The sequence below is a fragment of the Pseudomonas chlororaphis subsp. piscium genome, from assembly GCF_003850345.1.
Taxonomy (GTDB): domain Bacteria; phylum Pseudomonadota; class Gammaproteobacteria; order Pseudomonadales; family Pseudomonadaceae; genus Aquipseudomonas; species Aquipseudomonas piscium.
In genome coordinates, this window is the sequence record NZ_CP027707.1 from 6,193,387 (window position 1) to 6,217,080 (window position 23,694).

Below are 23,694 nucleotides of genomic sequence, written 5' to 3' on the forward strand. Positions count from 1 at the left end.
GCTCTCGGTTATGCTCGGGCTCAATCTTGCAACGCCATAAGCCGAGCCGATGCCCCGTCCATTTCGCTTCATCCTCCTGGGCCTGCTGATCAGCGCAGGCCTGTTGTCAGCCCTGGTCTACAGCCTGACCTGGCGCCCCGACGCCAAGGAGTCGCTGCCGGTCGCCTGCACGGGCAAGGTGCCCAGCCTGGTACCGGGCCAGGCGCTGAAGGTGATGACCTGGAACCTGCAGTACCTGGCGGGCAAGCGCTACGTGTTCTGGAACGACCAGGCCCAGGGGCCGGACGAGCGCCCGACCCCGGAAGACATGGCCTTCAGCCTGGATGAAGTGGCCCGGGTGATTCGCGATGAACAGCCGGATATCGTGCTGGTGCAGGAACTGGACGACAGCGCCAAGGCCAGCGACTACCAGGACCAGTTCAAGTTGCTGCAGGAACGCCTGACCGATCTGTATCCCTGCAGCACCCAGGCCTTCGACTGGAAGGCCGATTTCGTCCCCTCCCCGCACATCTTCGGCAGCGTCGGCCGGCAACTGGCGACCTTGAGCCGCTATCGCATCGAACACGCCGAACGCCTGCAATTGCCGGTGCCCGAGGCCAATCTCCTCAGCCGCCAGTTCCAGCCGAAAAACGCCGTGCTGGTGAGCTACCTGCCCTTGAGCGATGGTGGACAGATGGCGGTGCTCAACACCCACCTGGACCGCGCGACCAAACCCGACGACACCCTGCAAGCCCAGGTGAACGCGGTAAGCAGGATCCTCGACCGCTTCGAGGCCCGCGGCACGCCCTGGCTGATCGGCGGAGACTTCAATCTGCTGCCCCTGGGCCAGTACCAGCGGCTCGCCCCCGAGCAACGCACGCCCTATTCCGCCGATAGCGCGTTGCACAGGCTCTGGGACAAGTACCCGATGATCCCCACCAACAACGAAGCCAGCGGCATCGACCGCGCCCTGTGGCTGACCCATTACCCCAACGACCCGGCCCTGAGCGGCCCGGATCGCACAGTCGACTATCTGTTCCACAGCCCGCGGCTCAAACGGGTCGAGGCCCAGGTACGGCAAGACGACACCCTGCGCATTTCCGACCACCTGCCGCTGATCGCCCGCTTCCTGTTGCCCGCCGCGCAGTAGCCCTAGATTACTTGCGCGGTTTGGCGCGGGCCGTGGCCTCGGCCACCAGCGGATCATCCGGCCAGTAGTGTTTCGGGTAGCGGCCCTTGAGGTCCTTCTTCACCTCGGCGTAGGTGCTGCGCCAGAAGTTCGCCAGGTCCTGGGTGACCTGCACCGGCCGCCGTGCCGGGGACAGCAGGTGCAGCTTGACCACCTGCCGGCCACCGGCGATCCGTGGCGTTTCCGCCAGGCCGAACAACTCCTGCAGGCGCACCGCGAGAATCGGTGGCTGCTCGCTGTAATCGAGGCGGATCGACGAGCCGGACGGCACCCTCAGGTGATGCGGCGCCAGCTCGTCCAGGCGCTGCGGCAATGGCCATGGCAGCAGGTTGTGGACGATGCTGGCCAGCTCCAGGTTGGCGAAGTGGCTGAGGCGCGAAACCTTGCCTAGGTACGGCAGCAGCCAGCTCTCCAGGCTCTTGAGCAGGGCCGCGTCACTGACATCCGGCCACTGGCTTTCGTCCTTGGCCTCTAGATCGAGCTGGCGCAACAAGGCCACCCGGGCCTGCCACTGGCGCAGCTCCGGGGTCCAGGGCAACAGTTCCAGGCCCTTGCGCCGCACCAGATTGACCAGGGCCTGGCACCGCGCTGCCTCGTCCAGCCCGGTCAACGGCTCGCGGCTGAGCACCAGTTCACCGACCTTGCGCTGACGCTCGGCCCGCAACACCCCTTCGCGCTCGTCCCAATCAAGCTGATCGACGCTACGCACCTGCTCGGCCAGGACCGAGTCGAACAGCGCCGGATCGAAATCCGCCGCCAGGTAGATGCGCTCTTCCCGCTGCCCCTGGCGACTGCCCAGGTCGGCGATCACCAGCCAGGGTTGCTTCATCAGGCTGTCGGTCTCGCTGAACAGCGCCGCGCGGCCGTTGGCCAGCCGGTACTCGGCACCGCCGGGACGGCGTTGCTGGGCGACCCGGTCCGGATAGGCCAGCGCCAGCAAGGCGCCCAGCCAGCGCGGATGGTCCGGGTCCGCCACCGCCTGGCTCGGCTGCCCGCGCAGATAACCGCGGTACTGCCGGGCCAGTTGCCGAGCCCGCTGCACCCCGCCCTGGGCGCCACGGGCCGCGCGCTCCTCGCCGGACAACAGCACCAGGCGGCTATGCAGGTCGGCACCGCCGCCGCGCAGGATGTCGCGCTCGCCGAGCAAGGCGGCGACGTCGCAGGCCATGTTCGCCAGCCCCAGGGCCTGGCCGCGCAACAGCAGATGGGCAATGCGTGGATGGGCCGGTAACTCAGCCATTGCCTGGCCGTGGGGCGTCAGCTTCCAGTCCTCACCCGCTTTGGCCGTCAGCGCACCAAGGCGTTCGAGCAGGTCCTGGGCCTGGGCATAGGCCGCGCCGGGCGGCACATCCAGCCACACCAGTTGCGTCGGCGTCACGCCCCAGCGCGCCAGTTGCAGGGCCAGGCCCGCCAGGTCCGCCTGGAGAATCTCCGCACTGCCATAGGCCGCCAGCTGTTCGTGCTGGTCCTGGGACCACAGGCGATAACACACACCCGGTTCCAGGCGCCCGGCCCGACCGGCGCGCTGGGTGGCGCTGGCCCGGGAAATACGCTGGGTGTCGAGGCGGGTCATGCCGCTGCCCGGGTCGAAACGCGGCACCCGCGCCAGCCCGGCATCGACCACCACACGCACGCCGTCGATGGTCAGGCTGGTCTCGGCGATATTGGTCGCCAGCACCACTTTGCGCTTGCCGGGCGGAGCCGGTTCGATGGCCGCGCGCTGCGCCATCAGGTCCAGTTCGCCGTGCAGCGGACAGAGCAGGATCTCCGAGCGCTCGCCCACGGCCTCGACCAGCTGCTGATGCACCCGACGGATCTCGGCCTGCCCCGGCAGGAACACCAGGACGCTGCCGCTTTCATCGTTCAGCGCTTCAACAATGGTCTGCACCAGCCGCGGCTCGATGAACTCGCCCGGTTGGAAAGGCCGTCCCCAGCGCACATCGACCGGGAACATGCGGCCTTCGCTGCGCAGGATCGGCGCGTCGTCCAGCAGCCCGGCCAGACGCTCGCCTTCCAGGGTTGCCGACATCAGAAGGATTTTCAGCGGTTGCTCGTCGCGGAACAGATCGCGGCCATTGAGGCTCAAGGCCAGGGCCAGGTCGGCGTCGAGGCTGCGTTCATGAAATTCGTCGAAGATCAGCAGGCCGACGCCTTCCAGCGCCGGATCATCCTGCAGGCGACGGGTCAGGATGCCCTCGGTGACCACCTCGATGCGGGTATTCGGGCCGACCTTGCTGTCGAGGCGAATCCGGTAGCCCACGGTTTCGCCGACCTTTTCCCCCAGTTCGCTGGCCAGCCGTTCGGCCGCCGCCCGCGCCGCCAGGCGTCGTGGTTCGAGCATGAGAATGCGTTGTCCGGCCAGCCAGGGTTCGTTCAACAGGGCCAAAGGCACGCGGGTGGTCTTACCGGCGCCGGGCGGTGCTTCGAGCACGGCCTCGTGGCGTGTCGCCAGGGCTTCACGCAGGGCGGGTAAAACTTCATCAATTGGCAAAGAATTCATACTGGCTCCCAAACAGAGGCGCGAGTATAACGGCGAACTGCCTGGCGTTAATCACGGTCTGAATTCATACCGGCAACGCTTCAGCCTTGCTCTTTCGTGTCTGTTCAGGAGATTTACATGGGTATTCCTTTCCGCATCATAGGTAGCGTGCTGGTTGCCACCCTGCTGACTCAGCTCACCGCCTGCGGCTCGATCTTCTTCCCCGACCGGCGCGGCCAGATCGACGGCAAGATCGACCCGCTGGTAGCCGTGCTCGACGCCGTGGGCCTGCTGTTTTATGTGATTCCGGGGCTGATCGCCTTTGGCGTCGACTTCGCCACCGGCGCCATCTACCTGGAACCGGGCAAGACCGCGCAGATCGACCCGCACAAGCTGCAGCAAGCCATAGGCGCCGACGGCCAGGTCGATAACCACAAGTTGCAGGCTATCCTCGAAAGCGAGCTGGGCCGCAGCTTCCCGCTGGACGATCCACGCCTGATCCAGCACAAGGGCAGCGCGCAGCAGCTGGCCCTGTACGGTCTGCAACCGGCCGCCTGACACTCGCGTTTCTTGAAGGAACAAGCCTTGATGAGCAGTAACCCGGAACACGCGCGCCTGTTGCGCCTGGCCACCCGCGCTTCGCTGGCGGTGGCCAGTATCCTGATCGTGGCCAAGGCCATCGCCTGGTGGCTGAGTGGCTCGGTCAGCCTGCTGGCGGGCCTCACCGACTCGCTGCTCGATGGCGCCGCGTCGTTCCTCAACCTGTTGGCCGTGCATTACGCCCTGCGCCCGGCCGACGCCGATCACCGCTACGGCCATGGCAAGGCCGAGTCCTTGTCGGGCATGGCCCAGGCGCTGTTCATCGCGGTGAGCGCGGTGCTGATCGGGGTACAGGCCGTCGAGCGCCTGCAGAACCCGGAACCGCTGGGCGCGCCCTGGGTCGGTATCGGCGTGATGCTGCTGTCCCTGGCGTTGACCATGGCGCTACTGCTGGTGCAGTACCGGGTGATCCGCGAAACCGGCTCCACCGCGGTGCGTGCCGATTCGCTGCACTATCGCTCCGACCTGCTGCTCAACGGCAGCATCCTGCTGGCGCTGGTGCTGGCCAGTTTCGGCTGGCAGCAACTGGACGCCTGGTTCGGCCTGGCGATTGCCGTCTATATCCTGTGGAGCGCAATCCACATCGCCCGCGAAAGCGTGGCGGTGCTGATGGACGAGGAACTGCCGCCCGAGGTCAGCCAGCACATGCTGGAACTGGCCTGTAGCGTGCCCGGGGTGCTCGGTGCCCATGACCTGCGCACGCGGATTTCCGGCAGCCACTGGTTCGTGCAGCTACACCTGGAGTTACCCGGGGAGTTGACCCTTTCGGTGGCCCACGGCATCAGCGATCAGGCCGCCGAGGCGATTCATGCGGCCTATCCGCGGGCCGAGGTGCTGGTGCACGCCGACCCGCAGGAAGTGGTGCAGGCCGCCCGGGCTCAGTAAGTCACCTGATAGCCGCGCGAGCTCAGGCAACCGCCCTGGGCCTGGCGGTAGGTCTGGACCACTTCCGGCGCCGGTGGGTAGGTCATCGCCGCCGGGTCGAAGCCGCTCTGCTGCACCGCCCAGCGATAACAGTCGTAGCGATCCTGATTGATCTCCTGCGGACTCTGCCCTCTGACCGGGTAGGCCAGCACGTTGTAATCATTGCCGGCCTGCGGCGGCGGGCTGGCCTGCGGCGGCTCGACCACCACGTACTGCTGGGTACTGGCCTCGTAGCTGTAGTAGGCGCCCGCGGCCAGGAAGAACAGCGCGCTGCCGATCCACACCTCGCGCGCGTAGTCCGGCAGGTAGGCCACGCGAATCCCGTAGGGTGGGCGCACCACTATGTAGCGCGGCCCCTGTGGGCGGTACCAATAGCCGCCGGAGAAGTAATAGTCCCGGCCGCGATAAGGCACGCGGTAATGCCGGTCCGGAAAACGATCGATCACATAACCCGGCCGATATTGCTGGCCAGCCCCCCAGCCGTCGCCACGGCCGTCCGGACGGCCCGGCCAGCGATAGTCGTAGAGACGCGAGCCCCGACCGCCGGCCTGCCAATGCTGGTTGTAGTCGTTACGGCGCGGGATGTCCTGGTAATAACCCTGGCGCGGCTCCTGGGTCTGGCGGACGGTATCGGGGCGGCCCTGGATCGGCAGGTTGGCGGACGGCTGTGCCAGTCGTCCCCGCCCGTCATCATTCGGCCCGTGGTTCTGCCAGCGCCCGTTCTGGACGTTGCGCTCGAACTGCTGGCTGTTGTCGCCACGAATGATTTCAGTCTGCGGGCGCGGCTGCTGGTTTTCGCCTCGTCCCTGCCCCCTGTCCGGGTGCCACTCGCCACCGCGCTGGCCGCCATCGGGCCCGCCACGGCCGTCATTGCGGTTATCGCGCTCATCGGCGAGCACTTGCGCACTGACGCTCACACACAGCAAACCAACACCTGCCAAACGCCAGATGCGCGATTTCATGCTATTCCTCACTACGGATGGGGGCCTTTAGTTAAGACTGGAAAAGCCCAGGCCGGTTCTGCCACAGGTTATCAGTCGCAAAACTTATTTATTGAGGACCCGGGGATATTTCCTGCCGCGCAGGCAATAAAAAAGGGGGACCCGTCGGCCCCCCTTTGAGAATTTCGTCCGTGCTCGACGCTTATGACGCCGGCTCACCTCACGCCGTCTTCTGGACAGTGTGTAGCCCGGGGGCCGGCTCAACCCTGTGGGATTGGCGGCCGCGGCAGGCCTGATTCGGCGGGCCGCAGTGGACTCTATGTCCGGGCAGTGATTCTGGTGATAAGAATAGGCCTGACGCGTCGACAGAGGATTGCGAAGATTGCTCTAATAAACATGACTTGCGCAATTTTTAACTCAGGATAGATAATATCGCGCAATAGTTATGACAAAGGCCTGATCCATGAGCAAACTCGACCGATACGACCTCAGCATTTTGGCGGAATTGCAGCGCGACGCCCGCATCTCCAATCAGGAACTGGCCGAACGTATCGGCCTGTCGCCTTCGCCGTGCTCGCGTCGAGTCAAGCAACTGGAAGACGACGGCTATATTTCCCGCCAGGTCGCCCTGCTGGACCGCAAGATGCTCGGCCTGAGCCTCACCGCCTACGTGCTGATCGGCATGGACCGCCACACCCCCGAGCGTTTCGAGAACTTCGAGGCGGCGATCCGCAGCCTGCCGCAGGTCCTCGAATGCAGCCTGGTGACCGGGATGGACGCCGACTACCAGCTCAAGGTGGTGGTGCCGGACATGGACCACTACCAGAAACTGCTGCTGGGCCATCTGACCCGTATCGAAGGCGTGACCAGCGTACGCTCCAGCTTCGTGCTCAACCAGGTACTCAACAGCACCGAACTGCCGCTGACTCACCTGCGCAACTGACCTGTATCTGTAGGAGCAAGGGAGACGCCCAGTTCTTGCTCGCGACAGGGGCGTTCGGTTGCAGCCGATGTGTAGTCAGGAACATTTATCGCGAGCAAGCTTCGCTCCTACAGAAGCCCCCCAACGGTGTGACGACGAAGCGCACCCGGATCAATGCCCGGCCGCGGCCCCTTGGCGTATACTCGCCCCCGCCTTTTAGCCTTGCCTGCGCTGGAGATGTTCGATGGATCCTGCAGTATTCGAAGAGTGGATGATGACCGGTCTGGTGACCATCCTGATCATTTTCATGGCCTTCATCGTCTGGGATCTGGCGAAGAAGTCCAAGGCCGGCCGTTTCGGCTCGTTCATCCTGTTCTTCGTCCTGGGCCTGGGCGTGGCCGCGTTCATCATCAAGAGCGTGGTGATCGGCCTGATCGAATCCGGCGCCTTATAAGCGCGCCGGAACCTCCTTCCACTGGCCCTGGTCGAGCCCGTCGATCGTCCAGTCACCGATCCTGACCCGCACCAGGCGCAATGTCGGCAAGCCCACGGCAGCGGTCATGCGCCGTACCTGGCGATTGCGCCCTTCACGAATGATCAATTCCAGCCAGCTGGTGGGCACGCTCTTGCGAAAGCGCACCGGCGGGTTGCGCGGCCACAGCTGCGGCTCCTCCAGCTGCCGGGCTTCGGCCGGCAGGGTCATGCCGTCATTCAATTCCACGCCATCGCGCAGACGCTGCAACTGCTCGGCCGTGGGCTCGCCTTCCACCTGCACCCAATAGGTCTTGGCCAGCTTGTGCTTGGGATCGGCGATACGCGCCTGCAACTGGCCATCGTTGGTCAGCAGCAACAAGCCTTCGCTGTCGCGGTCCAGGCGGCCGGCCGGGTAGATGCCGGGTATCGCGATGAAGTCCTTGAGGGTCGCCCGCCCTTCGCCGTCGCTGAACTGGGTCAGCACGTCGAAGGGTTTATTGAACAGAATCAGCTTCGGCTCGGCCGGTGGCGCTTTGGCAACACGGCGCGGCGCGGCAGAAGACGAAGGACTCTTCACGCCAGGGCGGCGGGAAGCGGGACGCGGAGGACGAGACATGGCGAAAAGAACATCTAACGGTCAGGGCCGACCATGCTAGTGGCCCGACCGTTAAATGACCATCCCGCGATCAGCGGAACGGCGGCTCGTCGAAGCTGCGCAGCTTGCGCGAGTGCAGCGAATTGAGCTCGGTACGCAGCAGGTCCACCGCAGCAATACCGATCTTCAGGTGCTGGCTGACCGCGCGCTCATAAAAGGCGTTGGCCGAACCCGGCAGCTTGATTTCGCTGTGCAACGGCTTGTCCGAGACGCAGAGCAAAGTGCCGTATGGCACCCGCAAACGATAACCCTGGGCGGCGATGGTGCCGCTTTCCATGTCCACCGCCACGGCGCGGGACAGGTTGATCAGCGGACGCTCCTGGGCCCAGCGCAACTCCCAGTTACGGTCGTCGTAGGTCAGCACGGTACCGGTGCGCAGGCGTTTTTTCAGATCGTCGCCCTTCTCGCCGGTGACGTTGGCGGCGGCCTGCTGCAAGGCCAACTGCACTTCGGCCAGAGCCGGAATCGGGATATTCGGCGGCACCACGCGATCGAGAATGCCGTCGCGACGCATGTAGGCGTGGGCCAGCACGTAGTCGCCGATGGTCTGCGACTGCCGCAGGCCACCGCAGTGGCCGATCATCAGCCAGCAGTGCGGACGCAATACCGCCAGGTGGTCGGTGATGTTCTTGGCATTGGACGGGCCGACGCCGATGTTCACCAGGGTCACGCCGTGGCCGTCGCTGGCCTGCAGGTGATAAGCCGGCATCTGGTAGCGGTGCCAGACCACCCCGGCGGCGATCGATGAAGCCTCGCCGTGGTCCATGCCCTTCTCGATGATCACATTGCCCGGCAGGACCATGCGCACGAACCTCGGATCGCTGCGCAGCTGCTCCAGGCCGTGGGTGATGAACTGGTCGACATAGCGGTGGTAGTTGGTCAGCAGGATCCATGGCTGCACATGGCGCCAGTCGCTGCCGGTGTAGTGCACCAGGCGGCGCAGGGAGAAATCCACCCGCGCGGCATCGAACAGCGCCAGGGGCAGCGGATGGGTGTTTTCCCAATCGTACAGCCCGTCAGCGATGCCGTCGGTGGCGGCGGACAGGTCGGTGCTGGGGAATACCCGCGCCAGCACCGCGGCGGTGACGCCGGAACCGGCCAGTTCATCGCCCTGCTCGACCACGTACGGATACGGGATGTTCTGCTCGCTGACGCCCACTTCCACGGTCACGGTGAAGTCGTGCATCAGTGGTATCAGCTGTTCCAGCAGGTACTTACGGAAGGCGGCGGGATGGGTGACCGTGACGCTGTAGGTGCCCGGCAACTGGACCTTGGCGTAGGCCCGGGTGGTCTGTGGAACTTCGCCCTGACAGAGATAGGTCAGGCGCAATTCCGGGTAACGGAACAGGGCGCGCTGCTCGGCATCCGGTTCGACGCGATCCTTGAGGTAACGCTTGAGCGCCTGGCTCAGCGACGTGGTGGCCCGCTCATGCAAAGCGGCAAGCCGGTCCACGGCTTGCTCGGCGGTTTGAACAACAATAAAAGCTTCGGTCACGATAAGCATCCTGTGTTCTGATCTTGCAGGCCTTCATCTTGCCTGCAACGCCGTCTCACGGGAACAGTGGAATGGCCCGGGCCGTCAGGTTCTTGCTCGCGATCCTCATCACGAACAAGAACCGGGCGCACCCTCTCGCCTGAAGATTGATCAGAAGCCTGTCGGGGTCGAGCGCGCGACTATCGCCTCCACATCCAGGCCCCGCGGCAAGGTGCCGTAGACCCGTCCCGCCGAGCCCAGGCGACTGGCGATAAAGGCATCGCTGACCGCCGCGTTGCCAGCCTCCAGCAGCAGCTTGGCCTGCAGGCCCAGGGCGATGTCTTCGGTCAACTGGCGGGCGCGGTACTGAATGTCGTCAGTGTCGCGGAAGGCGCCTTTCAGATTGACGATATGGGCGGCCAGGCGCTTGTCGCCATGACCGTCGCCCAGCTCGGCGAACAAGGCATCGAGCACGCCCGGCTCCTTGGACAAGGCGCGCAGCACGTCCAGGCACTGCACGTTGCCGGAGCCTTCCCAGGTCGAGTTGACCGGTGCTTCGCGGTACAGCCGCGGCAGGATGCTCTCCTCGACATAACCCGCACCGCCCATGCACTCGGCGGCCTCGTTGATCATTGCCGGGGCCCGCTTGCAGATCCAGTATTTGCCCACCGCCGTCACCAGTCGCGAGAACATTGCTTCTTGCGGATCATCCAGGTTGTCCAGCGCGCGACCCATGCGCAGGCTCAAGGCCAGAGCCGCCTCGCTTTCCAGCGCCAGGTCGGCCAGTACGTTCTGCATCAAGGGTTGCTCGCTGAGCACCCGACCGCCCACCAGCCGATGGGCACAGTGATGGCTGGCCTGGGTCAGGGCCTGGCGCATCAGCGAGCTGGAGCCGACCATGCAATCGAAGCGGGTCATGGCCACCATCTCGATGATGGTCGGCACACCGCGCCCTTCTTCACCAATCATCCACGCCAGAGCGCCACGGAACTCCACTTCGCTGGAGGCATTAGAGCAGTTGCCGAGCTTGTTTTTCAGACGCTGGATATAGAACTGGTTGCGGCTGTCGTCCGGGCGATGGCGAGGCAACAGGAAGCAGGTCAGGCCTTTTTCGGTCTGAGCCAGGGTCAGGAAGGCGTCGCACATCGGCGCCGAACAGAACCATTTGTGGCCCACCAGTTCATAGGCCTGCCCCGGCCCCGTAGCGCCCACCGGATACGCCTTGGTGGTGTTGGCGCGCACATCGGTACCGCCCTGTTTCTCGGTCATCGCCATGCCGATGGTGACGCCGGCCTTGTGGGCCATGCCGACATTGCGCGGGTCATATTCGGTGGCGAGGACTTTCGGCAGCCATTGCTCGGCGAGATCCGGCTGCAGCTTCAGCGCCGGCACACAGGCGAAGGTCATGGTCAGCGGGCAACCGCTACCGGCTTCGGCCTGGCTATGCAGATAGGACATGGCCGCGCGGGCGACATGCGCCCCTGCCTGCGGATGAGTCCAGGGCAAGGACGTCAGGCCGTGCTCGATAGCGGTACGCATCAGCTCATGATACGCCGGGTGAAACTCCACCAGGTCGAGGCGATGCCCGTAACGATCATGGCTGGTGAACACCGGCTTGTTCTGGTTGGCCAGGAACCCCGCCTCCATCAACGGCCCACCGGCCAGGGCACCGTAGGCGTCGATCCGCGATTCGGCCCAGCCGGCGCCGAAACGCCGTGCCCACTCCTGCAACGGCAGATCGATTCGATAGAGGTTGGTACCGTCCAGGGAGGGTGGCTGGTTGGTGACTTCGTGGGTCTCGGCGAACTGGTGCAGGTTCATGTCGGGGCTCCTTGAGGGGTGTGCCAGAACCTCAGTTAAGCACCCCCTCCCCGACGAACAAAGTGGCATACCCGCCTAAATGCCGGCGCTTTCGCCCTGTTCCGGAGCCAGCACCCGACGCGCCAGAACGCTTTGCAGCTCTTCGAATTTCACCGGCCAGGAGAGGTAATCGAGCAGGCAGCGCTCAGCATCCAGACCATGCGTCGAGGCCGATACCAGTAGCACCGGCAACCCGGCACAACCCGGCATGCCATGCACCTGGTCGCACAGTTTGAGCGCCTCGGCCTGCTCGATCTGGCAATCGAGCAATACCGCGTCCACCGACTCTCGGCGCAACAACGCCAGCGCGGTGCGAGCGTTCTCGGCCGTGCGCACCTGATACCCCAGCTTGAGCAGCATGCCGCGGATCACCAGTTGATTGATGCTGTTGTCGTCCACCAGCAGCACGCTGCAATCCTGTGGCATGCGTCGGGTGGAGCGGACACGCAGGGCCGGCTGGGGAGCCATCGGCTGCTCGCCGTCCAGATCGAAGGTTACTTCCAGGCGGAAGCAGCTGCCGCGCCCCGACTCCGATTCGTGGGTCAGATGGCCACCCAACAGATCCACCAGCTGCCGACAGATCGCCAGCCCCACGCCCAGCCCGCCGTATTCCCGGGTCATCGAACCATCGAGCTGGAAGAAACGCTGATACAACGAAGCCTCATCGAGATTGACGAAACCGATGCCGGTGTCGATCACCGCGAAGGTCATCGCCATCCGTCCCGGCGCCACCGGTTTGCCGGTCACGCGCAGGACCAGGCCGCCCACCCGGGTGAACTTGATGGCATTGTCCAGCAGGCACTCCAGGCACTGGCTCAACTTGCCGCGATCGCCCAACAGCCGATCGGGCAGCCCGGCGGCCAGGTCGACATCGAAGCCCAGCCCCTTGGCCGAGGCGTTGGCGGAAAACTGGCCCAGCAAGGCATCGAGCAGCGAACGCAGGCTGAAGGTCTCGCGTTGGGCGCTGAGCTTGCCGGCCTGCAGCTCGGTCAGGGTCAGGATGCCGTTGACCATGCGCATCATGTCCCGGGCCGAACCGGCGGCGGTCTGCTGGTATTGCTCCAGTTCCGGGTCGAGATCGACGGTCTGCATCAGCTCCAGGGAACCGATCACACCATTCATTGGCGTGCGCAGTTCATGGGTCAGGGTGGCGAGGAATTCATCCTTGAGCCGGTTGCTGTGGGCCAACTGCTGGTTGAGTACTTCGAGCTTCTGCCCGGCATCGAACAGGGTCTGGGCCTGCTGCTCGCGCATCGAGTTGATGCGGTCGGCCAGGGCTAGCGATAACAGCGCCACTTCGATGGCCGAACCGATCTGGCTGGAATACATGGTCAGGAACATATTCGGCAGATAGCCCAGCACCATCAGGGTATTGACGATCCCGCCCACCAGGAACGCCGACCAGGCGATGATGAAGTAACGCGCCACCCGCATGCCGCGGCACCAGGCGACGATGCCGGAGACGAAGATCACCACGGTAAAGATCAGCGCCAGGGCCGTGGCCAGGCGCAACGCCAGGGCGTAGCTGGTCATCAGCGACAGGGCCACCACCACGGCGCTGCACAGGATCAGCACCAGCAGCAGGCGATCGACCCAGCGGCTGTGGCGGGCGGTCTGCAGGAAACTGCGGGCGAACTGGCTGCCGAACAAGGCCGCCGCACCAATGAAAAATGGAGTCGCCGCGTTGGCCCACCAGGGATTGTCCGGCCAGAAGTACTCCACCGCGGCGCCGTTCACCGACAGCTGGTACAGCCCGAACGAGGCGATGTAGAGGATGTAATAGAGGTAACTGGTGTCGCGCACGCTCAGGTAAATGAACAGGTTGTAGACCAGCATCCCCAGCAGCACGCCGTAGATCAGGCCGAGCACATACAGGCGCACCGGCTGTGCTTCCAGATACGCCGTGCTGGACCAGAGCGTCACCGGCGCCTGGACCGAGCCCTGGCTCTGCAGGCGCAGGAACAGGGTCTTTTGCTCGTAGGGCGCGAAGCTCAGGTCGAACAGGTAATTGTTCTGGCGGATCTGCCGGCTGTCGAACGGCAAGGCATCGCCGGTGCGCTGGGCCAGACGGTAGCCACCGGCCTCATCGGGCAGATACAGCTCCAGATGATCGAGCGGCGGATAAGCCAGTTCCAGCAGCCAGGTGTGTCGTATGGAGGGGTTGGCGGGACGGTAGCTGAGGTTGATTTTCAGCCAGAATGCCGAGCGGGAGTAACCGGCGTTGAGGGTGGGCTTGTCATGGGCTTTGAAACTGCCGGCCATGGCCGGTGAACTGACATCCGCGATCGTTGCCTGACCACTCGCGTCTTCAAACACCTGCATCACCCGACCCAAGGGCAGGCTTTGGGTGAACTCGTCGAACTCGACCGCGCCAGCCAGCATCGGCAAGCTCAACAGCAACATCAGCAAATAGCGCATAAAGCCCCAGCGTGGCCTGTCCGGTGGTGTCAGGAAGCCCCCCATTTCCCTTTGAGTAGACGTGAAACCGGCATGACCTGTTATTGGTTTGGATCCACTCTAGCATAGCCGTTGGCGGCCAAAGAACACCATGAAAAGTTTTAGTTTAAAGGCTCTAGAACGGGCGTTTCAGCGCTATCTATTGATCTAGAGCTGTTGCCTCGGTCAACTTGCCGGCAAGGTGGAAAAACCAGCCCCGGCCAACGCGCGAGGAGCCGTGCAAAAAAGACGTTTGGTGGTAAGCTCGCGCACCATGAATATCTACAGCTCTCGCCCCGTTGTCCTCTGTCTCTCCGGCCACGACCCCAGTGGTGGCGCCGGCCTGCAGGCAGATATCGAAGCCCTGCTCGCCCAGGGTTGCCATGCAGCTCCCGCTGTGACCGCGCTGACCGTGCAGGATACGGTCAACGTCAGCGACTTCCGTGTGCTGGATCGCGAGTGGGTGCTGGCCCAGGCCAACGCCGTGCTCAACGACTCCAGGGTCGCCGCGGTCAAGCTGGGCATGCTCGGCTCGCTGGAAATGGTCGACACCGTGGTCGAGCTGTTGCAGGCACACCCACACCTGCCGATGGTCTGCGACCCGGTATTGCGCGCCGGCGGCGGTGGACGCCTGGGCAAGGACGAGGTCGGTTACGCCATGCGTGAGCGCCTGCTGCCACTGGCGACCATCGCCACCCCGAACCTTCCTGAGGCACGGATCCTCGCCGAATTGCCCGAAGGCAGCGCGGACCAGTGCGCGGAAAAACTCCTGCCGTTCGTCAAGCACCTGCTGATCACCGGCGGCCATGGCGACGAGCACGAAGTGCATAATCGCCTGTACAACCGCGACGGCAGCCGTCACACCTACACCTGCCAGCGGCTGCCGGGCAGCTATCACGGTTCCGGCTGCACCCTGGCCAGCGCCCTGGCCGGACGCCTGGCCCAGGGCGAAAGCCTGGCCAGCGCCGTGAAGTCGGCCCTCGATTACACCTGGCGCACCCTGCGCGACGCCGAGCAACTGGGCCAAGGCCAGTTCGTACCGCGCCGCCTGCCGCTGGACTTCTGCTCGTAAGCCATGAGGCTCGCTCGATGAAACTACGTGGCCTGTATGCCATTACCGACAGCCAACTGTTGGCCGGCAAGTTCCTGCAGTACGTGGAGGCGGCGCTCGACGGTGGCGTGACCCTCCTGCAATACCGCGACAAGAGCAGCGACGAGGCTCGCCGCCTGCGCGAAGCCGAAGCCCTGCACAGCTTGTGCGAGCGCTACAAGACCCAACTGATCATCAACGACGACGCCGAATTGGCCGCGCGCATCGGCGTCGGCGTGCACCTGGGCCAGACCGACGGTCCGCTAACTCCAGCCCGCGCCCTGCTTGGCCGCCAGGCGATCATCGGCTCGACCTGTCACGCCCAGCTGGAGCTGGCCGAACAAGCCGCCAAGGAAGGCGCCAGCTATGTCGCCTTCGGTCGCTTCTTCAATTCCAACACCAAGCCCGGCGCACCGATGGCCAACCTGGAACTGCTGGACCAGGCCCGCGCCAGGCTGCACCTGCCGATCTGCGCGATCGGCGGCATCACCCTGGAGAACGCCGCACCGCTGGTCGCCCATGGCGTCGACCTGCTGGCCGTGGTCCATGGCCTGTTCGGCGCCGACAGCGTCCAGGAAGTGACCCGCCGCGCCCGCGCCTTCAACACCCTCTTCTAACCGCTGATTTCCGAGAGTCCGATCATGTCTCGTTCCGAAACCCTGTTTGCCAATGCCCAGAAACACATCCCCGGTGGCGTGAACTCGCCCGTGCGTGCGTTCAAGAGCGTGGGCGGCACACCGCTGTTCTTCAAGCACGCCGAAGGCGCCTACGTCACCGACGAAGACGACAAGCGCTATGTGGACTACGTTGGCTCCTGGGGGCCGATGATCCTCGGCCACAGCCACCCGGACGTGCTGGACGCGGTGCGCAAACAGCTGGAACACGGTCTGTCCTATGGCGCCCCGACCGCCATGGAAACCGAAATGGCCGACCTGGTCTGCTCCATCGTGCCGTCGATGGAAATGGTGCGCATGGTCAGCTCCGGCACCGAAGCGACCATGAGCGCGATCCGCCTGGCCCGTGGTTTCACCGGCCGCGACAGCATCATCAAGTTCGAAGGCTGCTACCACGGCCACTCCGACAGCCTGCTGGTCAAGGCCGGCTCCGGCGCGCTGACCCAGGGCGTGCCTAGCTCGGCCGGCGTACCGGCGGCCTTCGCCAAACACACCCTGACCCTGCCGTTCAACGACATCGACGCGGTCGAGAAGATGCTCGCCGAAGTCGGCCAGGAAGTGGCCTGCATCATCGTCGAGCCCGTGGCCGGCAACATGAACTGCGTGCCACCGGCCCCGGGTTTTCTCGAAGGCCTGCGCAGCCTGTGCGACAAGCACGGCGTGGTGCTGATCTTCGACGAAGTGATGACCGGTTTCCGCGTCGCCCTGGGCGGCGCCCAGGCGCACTACGGGGTGACCCCGGACCTGTCCACCTTCGGCAAGATCATCGGCGGCGGCATGCCGGTGGGCTGCTTCGGCGGCAAACGCCAGATCATGGAACACATCGCGCCGCTGGGCCCGGTCTACCAGGCCGGCACCCTGTCGGGCAACCCGCTGGCCATGGCCGCCGGCCTGACCACCCTGCGCCTGATCAGCCGCCCGGGCTTCCACGCCGAGCTGAGCGACTACACCAGCCGCCTGCTCGACGGCCTGCAGCAACGCGCTGACGCCGCCGGCATCCCGTTCGTGACCACCCAGGCGGGCGGCATGTTCGGCCTGTACTTCAGCGGCGCCGACAACATCGTCACCTTCGACGACGTAATGGCCAGCGATGCCAATCTGTTCAAACGCTTCTTCCACCTGATGCTCGAAGGCGGTGTCTACCTGGCCCCGAGTGCCTTCGAAGCCGGCTTCACCTCGATCGCCCACGGTGACGCCGAGCTGAAGCTGACCCTGGACGCGGCCGAACGCGCTTTCGCCGCCCTGAAATAACCTTCCCCGTAAAACCCGGCGCCAGCACTTCCTGGCGCCGGTTTTACGCTGCATTCGCGCCCCAACTCCCGAAACAGCCCCGAAAGCGGCGGATATCGCGTCCGCGCAGCAGAAAAACGAGTAAAGACTTTGTAAGGTTGGCCCTGCTTATTTCATAATGCGCGCTTATTGGATCCCTCGATGGGTCCGCGCGCCCTTCAGAGGTAAGTCGATTCCCATGAACCGCACCGGCCGCGCCCTTGCACTGGGCTGCCTGTTGCTCCTTCAGCCCCTGCTCGCGCACGCACAAGCAGGCGGCAACTCGTTGTTGATCCCAGCGATGGGTCGCTGCACCCTCAATACTCAGTCACAAGATCTGTCCGAGGCCCTGACGGTCTGCCAGAAGGCGGCTGACGAAGGGGATGCGCAAGCGCAATACGAGTTGGGCGAGTTCTACTACGAAGGTAAAAATACCCCGCGCGATCTCAATCAGGCCCTCAGCTACTTTGAAAAGGCCTCGCTGCAAGGCCACGCCCAGGCGCAATTCAAGCTCGGCACCATGTTTTTCCACGGCGAAGGCGTACCGGCCAACAACGTTCAGGCCTATATCGTGCTGAAGATGGCGGCGGTCAATGGCGCCGAAGAGGCACTGGACACGGCCGACGAAGTGGCCGAGCACATGCAGCGCGACGAGCTGGAAGTCGCCACCCAGGTGCTGGGGCAGATTTTCCGCAAATACCTGATGGAATTGCAGAGCGCCGACGGGCGTTCGCCCTTCTCACCCCTGCCTTGAATACATCGCGAGCAAGCCTGCTCGCGACGGAATACAACGCGCCTCTCGATACAGCCCTTTTACTTCTCAGGCATCGGCATCGGAAACGGCATGACGTTGCTCACGCCACGCGCCTCGCTGATCTTCGGCGTACCCAGGCGCTCGACCTCATCGATGCGCACGATCGAATGCATCGGCACAAAGCTGCGCACCACGCCTTCGAACTGGGCCTTGAGCTTCTCTTCGCTCGGATCGACGACCACTTGCGTGCGCTCGCCAAAGACGAACTCTTCCACCTCCAGGAAACCCCACAGATCACTTTGATAGATCTGCTTGGCGTACATTTCGAACACCTGTCCCTGGTTGAGGAAAATCACCTTGTAGATTGGAGCTTCACGTTTGGTCATGGTGGGCGGGTAACACATCGGGGGATATAAAAGAGGGCGCGAACTATAGCATAGCCACCGGACGCGCAGCGGTAGGAACCTCGGAGCATGTTCCCTATAATGCGCGGTTCTTTGAATCACGTGATGACCCCTTCCATGGCCAAGAAGCTTTACATAGAAACCCACGGTTGCCAGATGAACGAGTACGACAGCTCGCGCATGGTCGATCTGCTGGGTGAACACCAGGCCCTGGAAGTCACCGCCCGCGCCGAAGACGCGGACGTCATTCTGCTCAACACCTGCTCGATCCGCGAACGGGCCCAGGACCGGGTGTACTCCCAACTGGGGCGCTGGCGCGAGCTGAAGCTGGCCAACCCGGAAATGGTCATCGCCGTCGGCGGTTGCGTGGCCAGCCAGGAAGGCGCGGCCATCCGTGACCGGGCGCCGTACGTCGACGTGGTCTTCGGCCCGCAGACCCTGCACCGCCTGCCGGAAATGATCGATGCCGCCCGCAGCAGCAAGCTGCCGCAGGTCGACGTCTCGTTCCCGGAAATCGAAAAATTCGACCATCTGCCAGAGCCGCGCATCGACGGCCCGAGTGCCTATGTTTCGGTAATGGAAGGCTGCAGCAAGTACTGCACCTTCTGCGTGGTGCCTTACACCCGTGGCGAGGAAGTCAGCCGGCCGTTCGACGACGTGATCTCCGAAATCATCCACCTGGCGGAAAACGGCGTGCGCGAAGTCACCCTGCTGGGGCAGAACGTCAACGGCTACCGTGGCCAGACCCATGATGGCCGCCTGGCCGACCTCGCCGAACTGATCCGCGTGGTCGCGGCGGTCGATGGCATCGAGCGCATCCGCTACACCACCTCCCATCCGCTGGAGTTCTCCGACAGCCTGATCCAGGCCCACGCCGAAGTGCCGGAACTGGTGAAACACCTGCACTTGCCAGTGCAGTCGGGCTCCGACCGGATTCTCGCAGCCATGAAGCGCAACCACACAGCGCTGGAATACAAATCCAAGCTGCGCAAACTGCGCGCCGCCGTGCCGGGCATTTGCATCAGCTCGGACTTCATCGTCGGTTTCCCCGGCGAGACCGAAAAAGACTTCGAACAGACCATGAAGCTGATCGAAGACGTCGGCTTCGACTTCTCCTATTCGTTCGTCTACAGCCAACGTCCGGGCACCCCAGCGGCCGATCTGGCGGACGACACCCCGGAAGAGTTGAAAAAGGAACGCCTGAACGCCCTGCAACACCGGCTGAATCAACAAGGGTTCGAAATCAGCCGACAGATGGTCGGCTCGATCCAGCGCATCCTGGTCACCGACTACTCGAAGAAAGACCCGGGCGAACTGCAGGGGCGGACCGAGAACAACCGTATCGTCAACTTCCGCTGCGACAATCCCACGCTGATCGGTCAATTTGCCGATGTGCACATCGACTCCGCCCAGCCTCACTCGCTGCGCGGATCGCTGCTGCAATAATCTCCTGCCGATGCTGGCTGACCAGCGGTAGCGGCCTCGGGCACGCCATCGCCGGAAAGCCGGCTCCCAAGGAAAATGTGGCGAAAGACATTGCTTCGTATAAGAGCTTTCGTACCCAGGCCACTGGCGTTATCCTTGAATTCATCCTTTATTGCCGTTGGGCGGCTAAAAAACGACCTTGAACGCACCCATAGAACCACATCGTTTCATCCTCGAGCCCTTTGAGGCTCGCCGCTTCGCCAATCTGTGCGGGCAATTCGACGAGCATTTGCGCTTGATCGAGCAGCGCCTGACCATCGAGATCCGCAACCGCGGCAATCAGTTCGAACTGATCGGCGAACCCAAGCACACCACCTCCGCGGAAAACCTCCTGCGCCGCCTGTACCGGGAAACCAAGGGTACCGAGCTGTCGCCGGACATGGTGCACCTGTTCCTCCAGGAATCCGCTGTCGAAGAACTGAACAATCACCCAGTCGCCGAAGCGGCCGTGGCCCTGCGCACCAAAAAAGGCATGATTCGCCCACGCGGCTTGAATCAGCAGCGCTACGTCAAGGAAATCCTCGGCAACGACATCAACTTCGGCATCGGCCCGGCCGGTACCGGCAAGACCTACCTGGCCGTGGCCTGTGCGGTAGACGCACTGGAGCGCGAACAGGTACGGCGTATCCTGCTGGTGCGTCCAGCGGTCGAAGCCGGCGAAAAGCTCGGCTTCCTGCCTGGCGACCTGGCCCAGAAGATCGACCCGTACCTGCGCCCGTTGTATGACGCGCTGTATGAAATGCTCGGCTTCGAACACGTCGCCAAGCTGATCGAGCGCCAGGTCATCGAGATTGCTCCGCTGGCCTACATGCGCGGCCGTACGCTGAACAACAGTTTCATCATCCTCGACGAAAGCCAGAACACCACAGTCGAGCAGATGAAGATGTTCCTGACCCGGATCGGCTTCGGCTCCACCGCCGTGATCACGGGCGACATCACCCAGGTCGACCTGCCCAAGGGCACCAAGTCCGGCCTGGCCCACGTGATCAACGTACTCAAGGACGTCCCGGGCATCAGCTTCACTCACTTCATGCCCAAGGACGTGGTGCGCCATCCGCTGGTGCAACGCATCGTCGAAGCCTACGAGCGCTTCGAGCAGCGCGTGGCCGACGAGTCCGCCCAGTCCGCCGCGGAAAAAGGCAATCGCCACGATGCTTGAGCTTGATCTGCAACTGGCAAGCGACAAGCCTGCTCCCAGCGAAGCCCTGTTCCGCCAATGGTGTGAGCTGGCCCTGCTCCAGCGCACGGCCGACTCGGAACTGACCATACGCTTGGTGGACGAGCCCGAAGGCCGCGAACTGAACCGCACCTGGCGGCAGAAGGACTACGCTACCAACGTACTGTCGTTCCCCGCCGACGTGCCGGACGAGCTGCTGGACATTCCATTGCTCGGCGACCTGGTGATCTGCGTCGAAGTAGTCGAGCGCGAAGCCGCCGAACAAGGCAAGGACCTCCAGGCCCACTGGGCCCATCTGGTGATTCACGGCTGCTTGCATCTATTGGGTTACGACCACATAGATGACGACGAAGCCGAAGAAATGGAAGCACTGGAACGAACGTTGCTTGCAGAACTGGGTCATCCCGACCCTTATGCGGACGACGAAACCGAAGAACATCCATCTGTAACAACCAAGGATTTAGAGTAATCGCTATGAGCGAAGACCGATCGAGCAGCGGGCAAAAGTCGTGGCTGGGTAAACTGACCCAGGCTTTTGCCCATGAGCCGAAAAACCGCCAGGAGCTGCTGGAGCTGCTGCGCGAAGCCCATCAGAACAAGTTGCTGGACAGCGAAGCGCTGGCCATCGTCGAAGGCGCCATCCAGGTCGCTGACCTGCAGGTACGGGACATCATGGTTCCGCGCTCGCAGATGATCAGCATCAAGGCGACCCAGACTCCCCGCGAATTCCTGCCGTCCGTCCTCGATTCCGCGCACTCGCGTTATCCGGTGATCGGCGAAAGCCATGACGACGTCATGGGTGTTCTGCTGGCCAAGGACCTGCTGCCGCTGATCCTCAAGGAGAACGGCGACAGCTTCAACATCAAGGATCTGCTGCGCCCGGCGACCTTCGTGCCCGAGTCCAAGCGCCTGAACGTGCTGCTGCGCGAGTTCCGCGCTAACCACAACCACATGGCCATCGTCATCGACGAATACGGCGGCGTGGCGGGGCTGGTGACCATCGAAGACGTGCTGGAACAGATCGTCGGCGACATCGAAGACGAGCACGACGTCGAGGAAGACAGCTACATCAAGCCGCTGCCGAGCGGCGATTTCCTGATCAAGGCGCTGACGCCGATCGAGAACTTCAACGAGTTCTTCGACAGCGAGTTCTCCGACGACGAGTTCGACACCGTCGGCGGCCTGGTGATGAGCGCGTTCGGGCACCTGCCTAAACGCAACGAAATCACCGAAATCGGTGCCTATCGCTTCCGTATCCTGAATGCCGACAGCCGTCGGATTCATCTGCTGCGACTAACGCCTATCCCCCGCTAAGGATCGACATGCTGCGCTTAACCCGCCCCGGCTGGCCCGGTAACCTGCTGGCCATGGCGGCTGGCGCAATCACCACCCTGGCCCTGGCGCCGTACGACATCTGGCCGCTGGCACTGCTGGCGGTTGGCTTCTTTTATGCCGGCCTGCGCGAGCTGAGCCCGCGTCAGGCGCTGTGGCGCGGCTGGTGTTTCGGCTTCGGCCTGTTTGCCGCCGGCACCAGCTGGATCTACGTCAGCATCCATACCTACGGTGGCGCCTCGGTGCTGCTGGCCAGCTTGCTGATGCTGGCCTTCATTGCCGCCATCGCGTTCTTTTTCGCCCTGCCGGCCTGGCTCTGGGCACGCTGGCTGCGCCGCAATGAGGCGCCCCTCGCCGATGCCCTGGCCTTCGCTGCCCTCTGGGTGGGCCAGGAAGCCTTCCGCGGCTGGTTCCTGACGGGTTTCCCCTGGCTCTACTCCGGCTACAGTCAGCTCGACGGCCCTCTGGCTGGCCTGGCCCCGCTGGGTGGCATGTGGCTGATTTCCTTTACCCTGGCGCTGACCGCCGCCCTGCTCTACAACCTGCCCGGCCTGGTCCGCGCCGGACGCAAAGGTTTTATCGCCGCCGGCCTGGTGCTCCTGGTCGCCCCCTGGGTGATCGGCATCACGCTCAAGGGACATGCCTGGACCAGTCCATCGGGCGAACCGCTGACCGTGGCGGCGATCCAGGGCAATATCGAACAGAGCCTGAAATGGGACCCCGCGCAACTCAACTCCCAGCTGGCGCTGTACCGCGACATGAGTTTCAGCTCCAAGCGCGTGGACCTGCTGGTGTGGCCGGAAACCGCGGTGCCCGTGCTCAAGGAGTCGGCCGAAGGTTATCTGAACATGATGGGCAACTTCGCCGCCGACCGGCATTCGGCGCTGATCACCGGCGTACCGATCCGCCAGGAAGTGCACCACCAGAAACGCTACTTCAACGGCATTACCGTGGTTGGCGAAGGCGATGGCGAGTACCTCAAGCAGAAGCTCGTGCCATTCGGTGAGTACGTGCCCCTGCAAGACCTGTTGCGCGGCCTGATCGCGTTCTTCGACCTGCCCATGTCGGATTTCGCCCGTGGCCCTGCCGACCAGCCTTTGCTGCAAGCCAAGGGCTACCAGATTGCGCCGTTCATCTGCTACGAGGTGGTTTACCCGGAATTCGCCGCCGGCCTGTCAGCCCGTAGCGACCTGCTGCTGACCATCAGCAACGACACCTGGTTCGGCACTTCGATCGGCCCGCTGCAACATTTGCAGATGGCCCAGATGCGTGCCCTGGAAGCCGGCCGCTGGATGATCCGCGCCACCAACAACGGGGTGACCGGCCTGATCGATCCATTCGGCAAGATCACCGTGCAGATTCCACAGTTCGAACGCGGGATCCTGTACGGCGAAGTGGTGCCGATGCACAACCTGACACCTTACCTGCAGTGGCGCTCGTGGCCACTGATCATTGTGAGCGTCTTGCTATTCGGCTGGGCCCTGCTGGCCAGCCGGATCGCCAAGACCATCTGACCTCATCGCACCAGCTCGCTCGCACCAAGGATTTACGATTCCTGCGGGAGCGGGCTGGCTCG

21 protein-coding genes are annotated in these 23,694 nt (G+C 63.7%); 14 read left to right on the forward strand and 7 right to left on the reverse strand.

Annotated elements, in window-relative coordinates; translation table 11 throughout:
- Positions 1-49 precede the first annotated feature (49 nt).
- Positions 50-1,129 (forward strand): endonuclease/exonuclease/phosphatase family protein, encoded by a 1,080-nt coding sequence (locus C4K38_RS28095; RefSeq protein WP_053281053.1) that lies wholly within the window; start codon positions 50-52, stop codon positions 1,127-1,129.
- A 7-nt stretch (positions 1,130-1,136) separates the two neighbouring features.
- Here C4K38_RS28095 and hrpB read toward each other — a convergent pair whose 3' ends face one another.
- A complete protein-coding gene (gene hrpB, locus C4K38_RS28100; protein ID WP_053281054.1) occupies positions 1,137-3,668 on the reverse strand; it encodes an ATP-dependent helicase HrpB in 2,532 nt (843 codons plus the stop codon).
- A gap of 117 nt (positions 3,669-3,785) precedes the next feature.
- On the opposite strand from hrpB, the gene C4K38_RS28105 reads away from it, so the two are divergent.
- Together C4K38_RS28105 and C4K38_RS28110 are read left to right on the forward strand one after the other, a co-directional pair.
- Positions 3,786-4,205, forward strand: a complete 420-nt coding sequence (locus C4K38_RS28105; protein ID WP_053281055.1) for a periplasmic Zn2+ metallochaperone PmcY — start codon at positions 3,786-3,788, stop codon at positions 4,203-4,205.
- Between the two features lie 30 nt (positions 4,206-4,235).
- Entirely contained in the window at positions 4,236-5,132 is an 897-nt protein-coding gene (locus C4K38_RS28110) for a cation diffusion facilitator family transporter (protein ID WP_053281056.1), read from the forward strand.
- Here C4K38_RS28110 and C4K38_RS28115 read toward each other — a convergent pair.
- Positions 5,126-6,133, reverse strand: coding sequence for a DUF6515 family protein (locus tag C4K38_RS28115; RefSeq protein ID WP_053281057.1), 1,008 nt, complete (start codon positions 6,131-6,133; stop codon positions 5,126-5,128). The genes C4K38_RS28110 and C4K38_RS28115 overlap by 7 nt on opposite strands.
- Positions 6,134-6,575: 442 nt before the next feature.
- Here C4K38_RS28115 and C4K38_RS28120 point away from each other — a divergent pair, with 442 nt between their 5' ends.
- Together C4K38_RS28120 and C4K38_RS28125 are read left to right on the forward strand one after the other, a co-directional pair.
- The gene (locus C4K38_RS28120) at positions 6,576-7,055 is read left to right on the forward strand and encodes an Lrp/AsnC family transcriptional regulator (protein ID WP_009045772.1); all 480 of its coding nucleotides are present in this window, start codon (positions 6,576-6,578) and stop codon (positions 7,053-7,055) included.
- 223 nt (positions 7,056-7,278) lie between these two features.
- Entirely contained in the window at positions 7,279-7,488 is a 210-nt protein-coding gene (locus C4K38_RS28125) for a DUF2788 domain-containing protein (RefSeq protein WP_007927060.1), read from the forward strand.
- On the opposite strand, the gene C4K38_RS28130 is transcribed toward C4K38_RS28125, so the two are convergent.
- From C4K38_RS28130 to C4K38_RS28145, 4 genes are all read right to left on the reverse strand, one after another.
- Positions 7,483-8,124 (reverse strand): pseudouridine synthase, encoded by a 642-nt coding sequence (locus C4K38_RS28130; protein ID WP_053281058.1) that lies wholly within the window; start codon positions 8,122-8,124, stop codon positions 7,483-7,485. The genes C4K38_RS28125 and C4K38_RS28130 overlap by 6 nt on opposite strands.
- Positions 8,125-8,194: 70 nt before the next feature.
- Entirely contained in the window at positions 8,195-9,667 is a 1,473-nt protein-coding gene (amn, locus tag C4K38_RS28135; RefSeq protein WP_164487027.1) for an AMP nucleosidase, read from the reverse strand.
- A 141-nt stretch (positions 9,668-9,808) separates the two neighbouring features.
- Positions 9,809-11,458: an acyl-CoA dehydrogenase family protein gene (locus C4K38_RS28140; RefSeq protein WP_053281059.1), complete on the reverse strand. Its 1,650-nt coding sequence runs from the start codon at positions 11,456-11,458 to the stop codon at positions 9,809-9,811.
- A gap of 75 nt (positions 11,459-11,533) precedes the next feature.
- Positions 11,534-13,915 (reverse strand): hybrid sensor histidine kinase/response regulator, encoded by a 2,382-nt coding sequence (locus C4K38_RS28145; RefSeq protein WP_053281060.1) that lies wholly within the window; start codon positions 13,913-13,915, stop codon positions 11,534-11,536.
- A gap of 292 nt (positions 13,916-14,207) precedes the next feature.
- On the opposite strand from C4K38_RS28145, the gene C4K38_RS28150 reads away from it, so the two are divergent.
- The 4 genes from C4K38_RS28150 to C4K38_RS28165 all read left to right on the forward strand — a co-directional run bounded on the left by C4K38_RS28150 (position 14,208) and on the right by C4K38_RS28165 (position 17,720).
- Positions 14,208-15,005, forward strand: a complete 798-nt coding sequence (locus tag C4K38_RS28150) for a hydroxymethylpyrimidine/phosphomethylpyrimidine kinase (RefSeq protein ID WP_053281061.1) — start codon at positions 14,208-14,210, stop codon at positions 15,003-15,005.
- Positions 15,006-15,022: 17 nt separating this feature from the next.
- Positions 15,023-15,640, forward strand: coding sequence for a thiamine phosphate synthase (thiE, locus tag C4K38_RS28155; RefSeq protein ID WP_053281062.1), 618 nt, complete (start codon positions 15,023-15,025; stop codon positions 15,638-15,640).
- A 24-nt stretch (positions 15,641-15,664) separates the two neighbouring features.
- A complete protein-coding gene (hemL, locus tag C4K38_RS28160; protein ID WP_053281063.1) occupies positions 15,665-16,948 on the forward strand; it encodes a glutamate-1-semialdehyde 2,1-aminomutase in 1,284 nt (427 codons plus the stop codon).
- 217 nt (positions 16,949-17,165) lie between these two features.
- Positions 17,166-17,720 (forward strand): tetratricopeptide repeat protein, encoded by a 555-nt coding sequence (locus C4K38_RS28165; protein WP_053281064.1) that lies wholly within the window; start codon positions 17,166-17,168, stop codon positions 17,718-17,720.
- Between the two features lie 59 nt (positions 17,721-17,779).
- Here C4K38_RS28165 and C4K38_RS28170 read toward each other — a convergent pair whose 3' ends face one another.
- Positions 17,780-18,106: a DUF1820 family protein gene (locus C4K38_RS28170; protein WP_007927079.1), complete on the reverse strand. Its 327-nt coding sequence runs from the start codon at positions 18,104-18,106 to the stop codon at positions 17,780-17,782.
- A gap of 135 nt (positions 18,107-18,241) precedes the next feature.
- Between C4K38_RS28170 and miaB the strand changes: the two genes are divergently transcribed.
- The 5 genes from miaB to lnt all read left to right on the forward strand — a co-directional run bounded on the left by miaB (position 18,242) and on the right by lnt (position 23,632).
- On the forward strand, positions 18,242-19,570 hold the full coding sequence (miaB, locus tag C4K38_RS28175) for a tRNA (N6-isopentenyl adenosine(37)-C2)-methylthiotransferase MiaB (protein WP_025807673.1): 1,329 nt from the start codon (positions 18,242-18,244) through the stop codon (positions 19,568-19,570).
- 178 nt (positions 19,571-19,748) lie between these two features.
- Positions 19,749-20,768 (forward strand): PhoH family protein, encoded by a 1,020-nt coding sequence (locus C4K38_RS28180; protein ID WP_025807675.1) that lies wholly within the window; start codon positions 19,749-19,751, stop codon positions 20,766-20,768.
- Entirely contained in the window at positions 20,761-21,255 is a 495-nt protein-coding gene (gene ybeY, locus C4K38_RS28185; protein ID WP_053281066.1) for an rRNA maturation RNase YbeY, read from the forward strand. Before C4K38_RS28180 ends, ybeY begins: the two co-directional genes overlap by 8 nt.
- A 5-nt stretch (positions 21,256-21,260) precedes the next feature.
- A complete protein-coding gene (locus C4K38_RS28190) occupies positions 21,261-22,100 on the forward strand; it encodes a CorC family transporter (protein WP_007927086.1) in 840 nt (279 codons plus the stop codon).
- An 8-nt stretch (positions 22,101-22,108) separates the two neighbouring features.
- The gene (gene lnt, locus C4K38_RS28195) at positions 22,109-23,632 is read left to right on the forward strand and encodes an apolipoprotein N-acyltransferase (RefSeq protein WP_053281067.1); all 1,524 of its coding nucleotides are present in this window, start codon (positions 22,109-22,111) and stop codon (positions 23,630-23,632) included.
- Positions 23,633-23,694 lie beyond the last annotated feature (62 nt).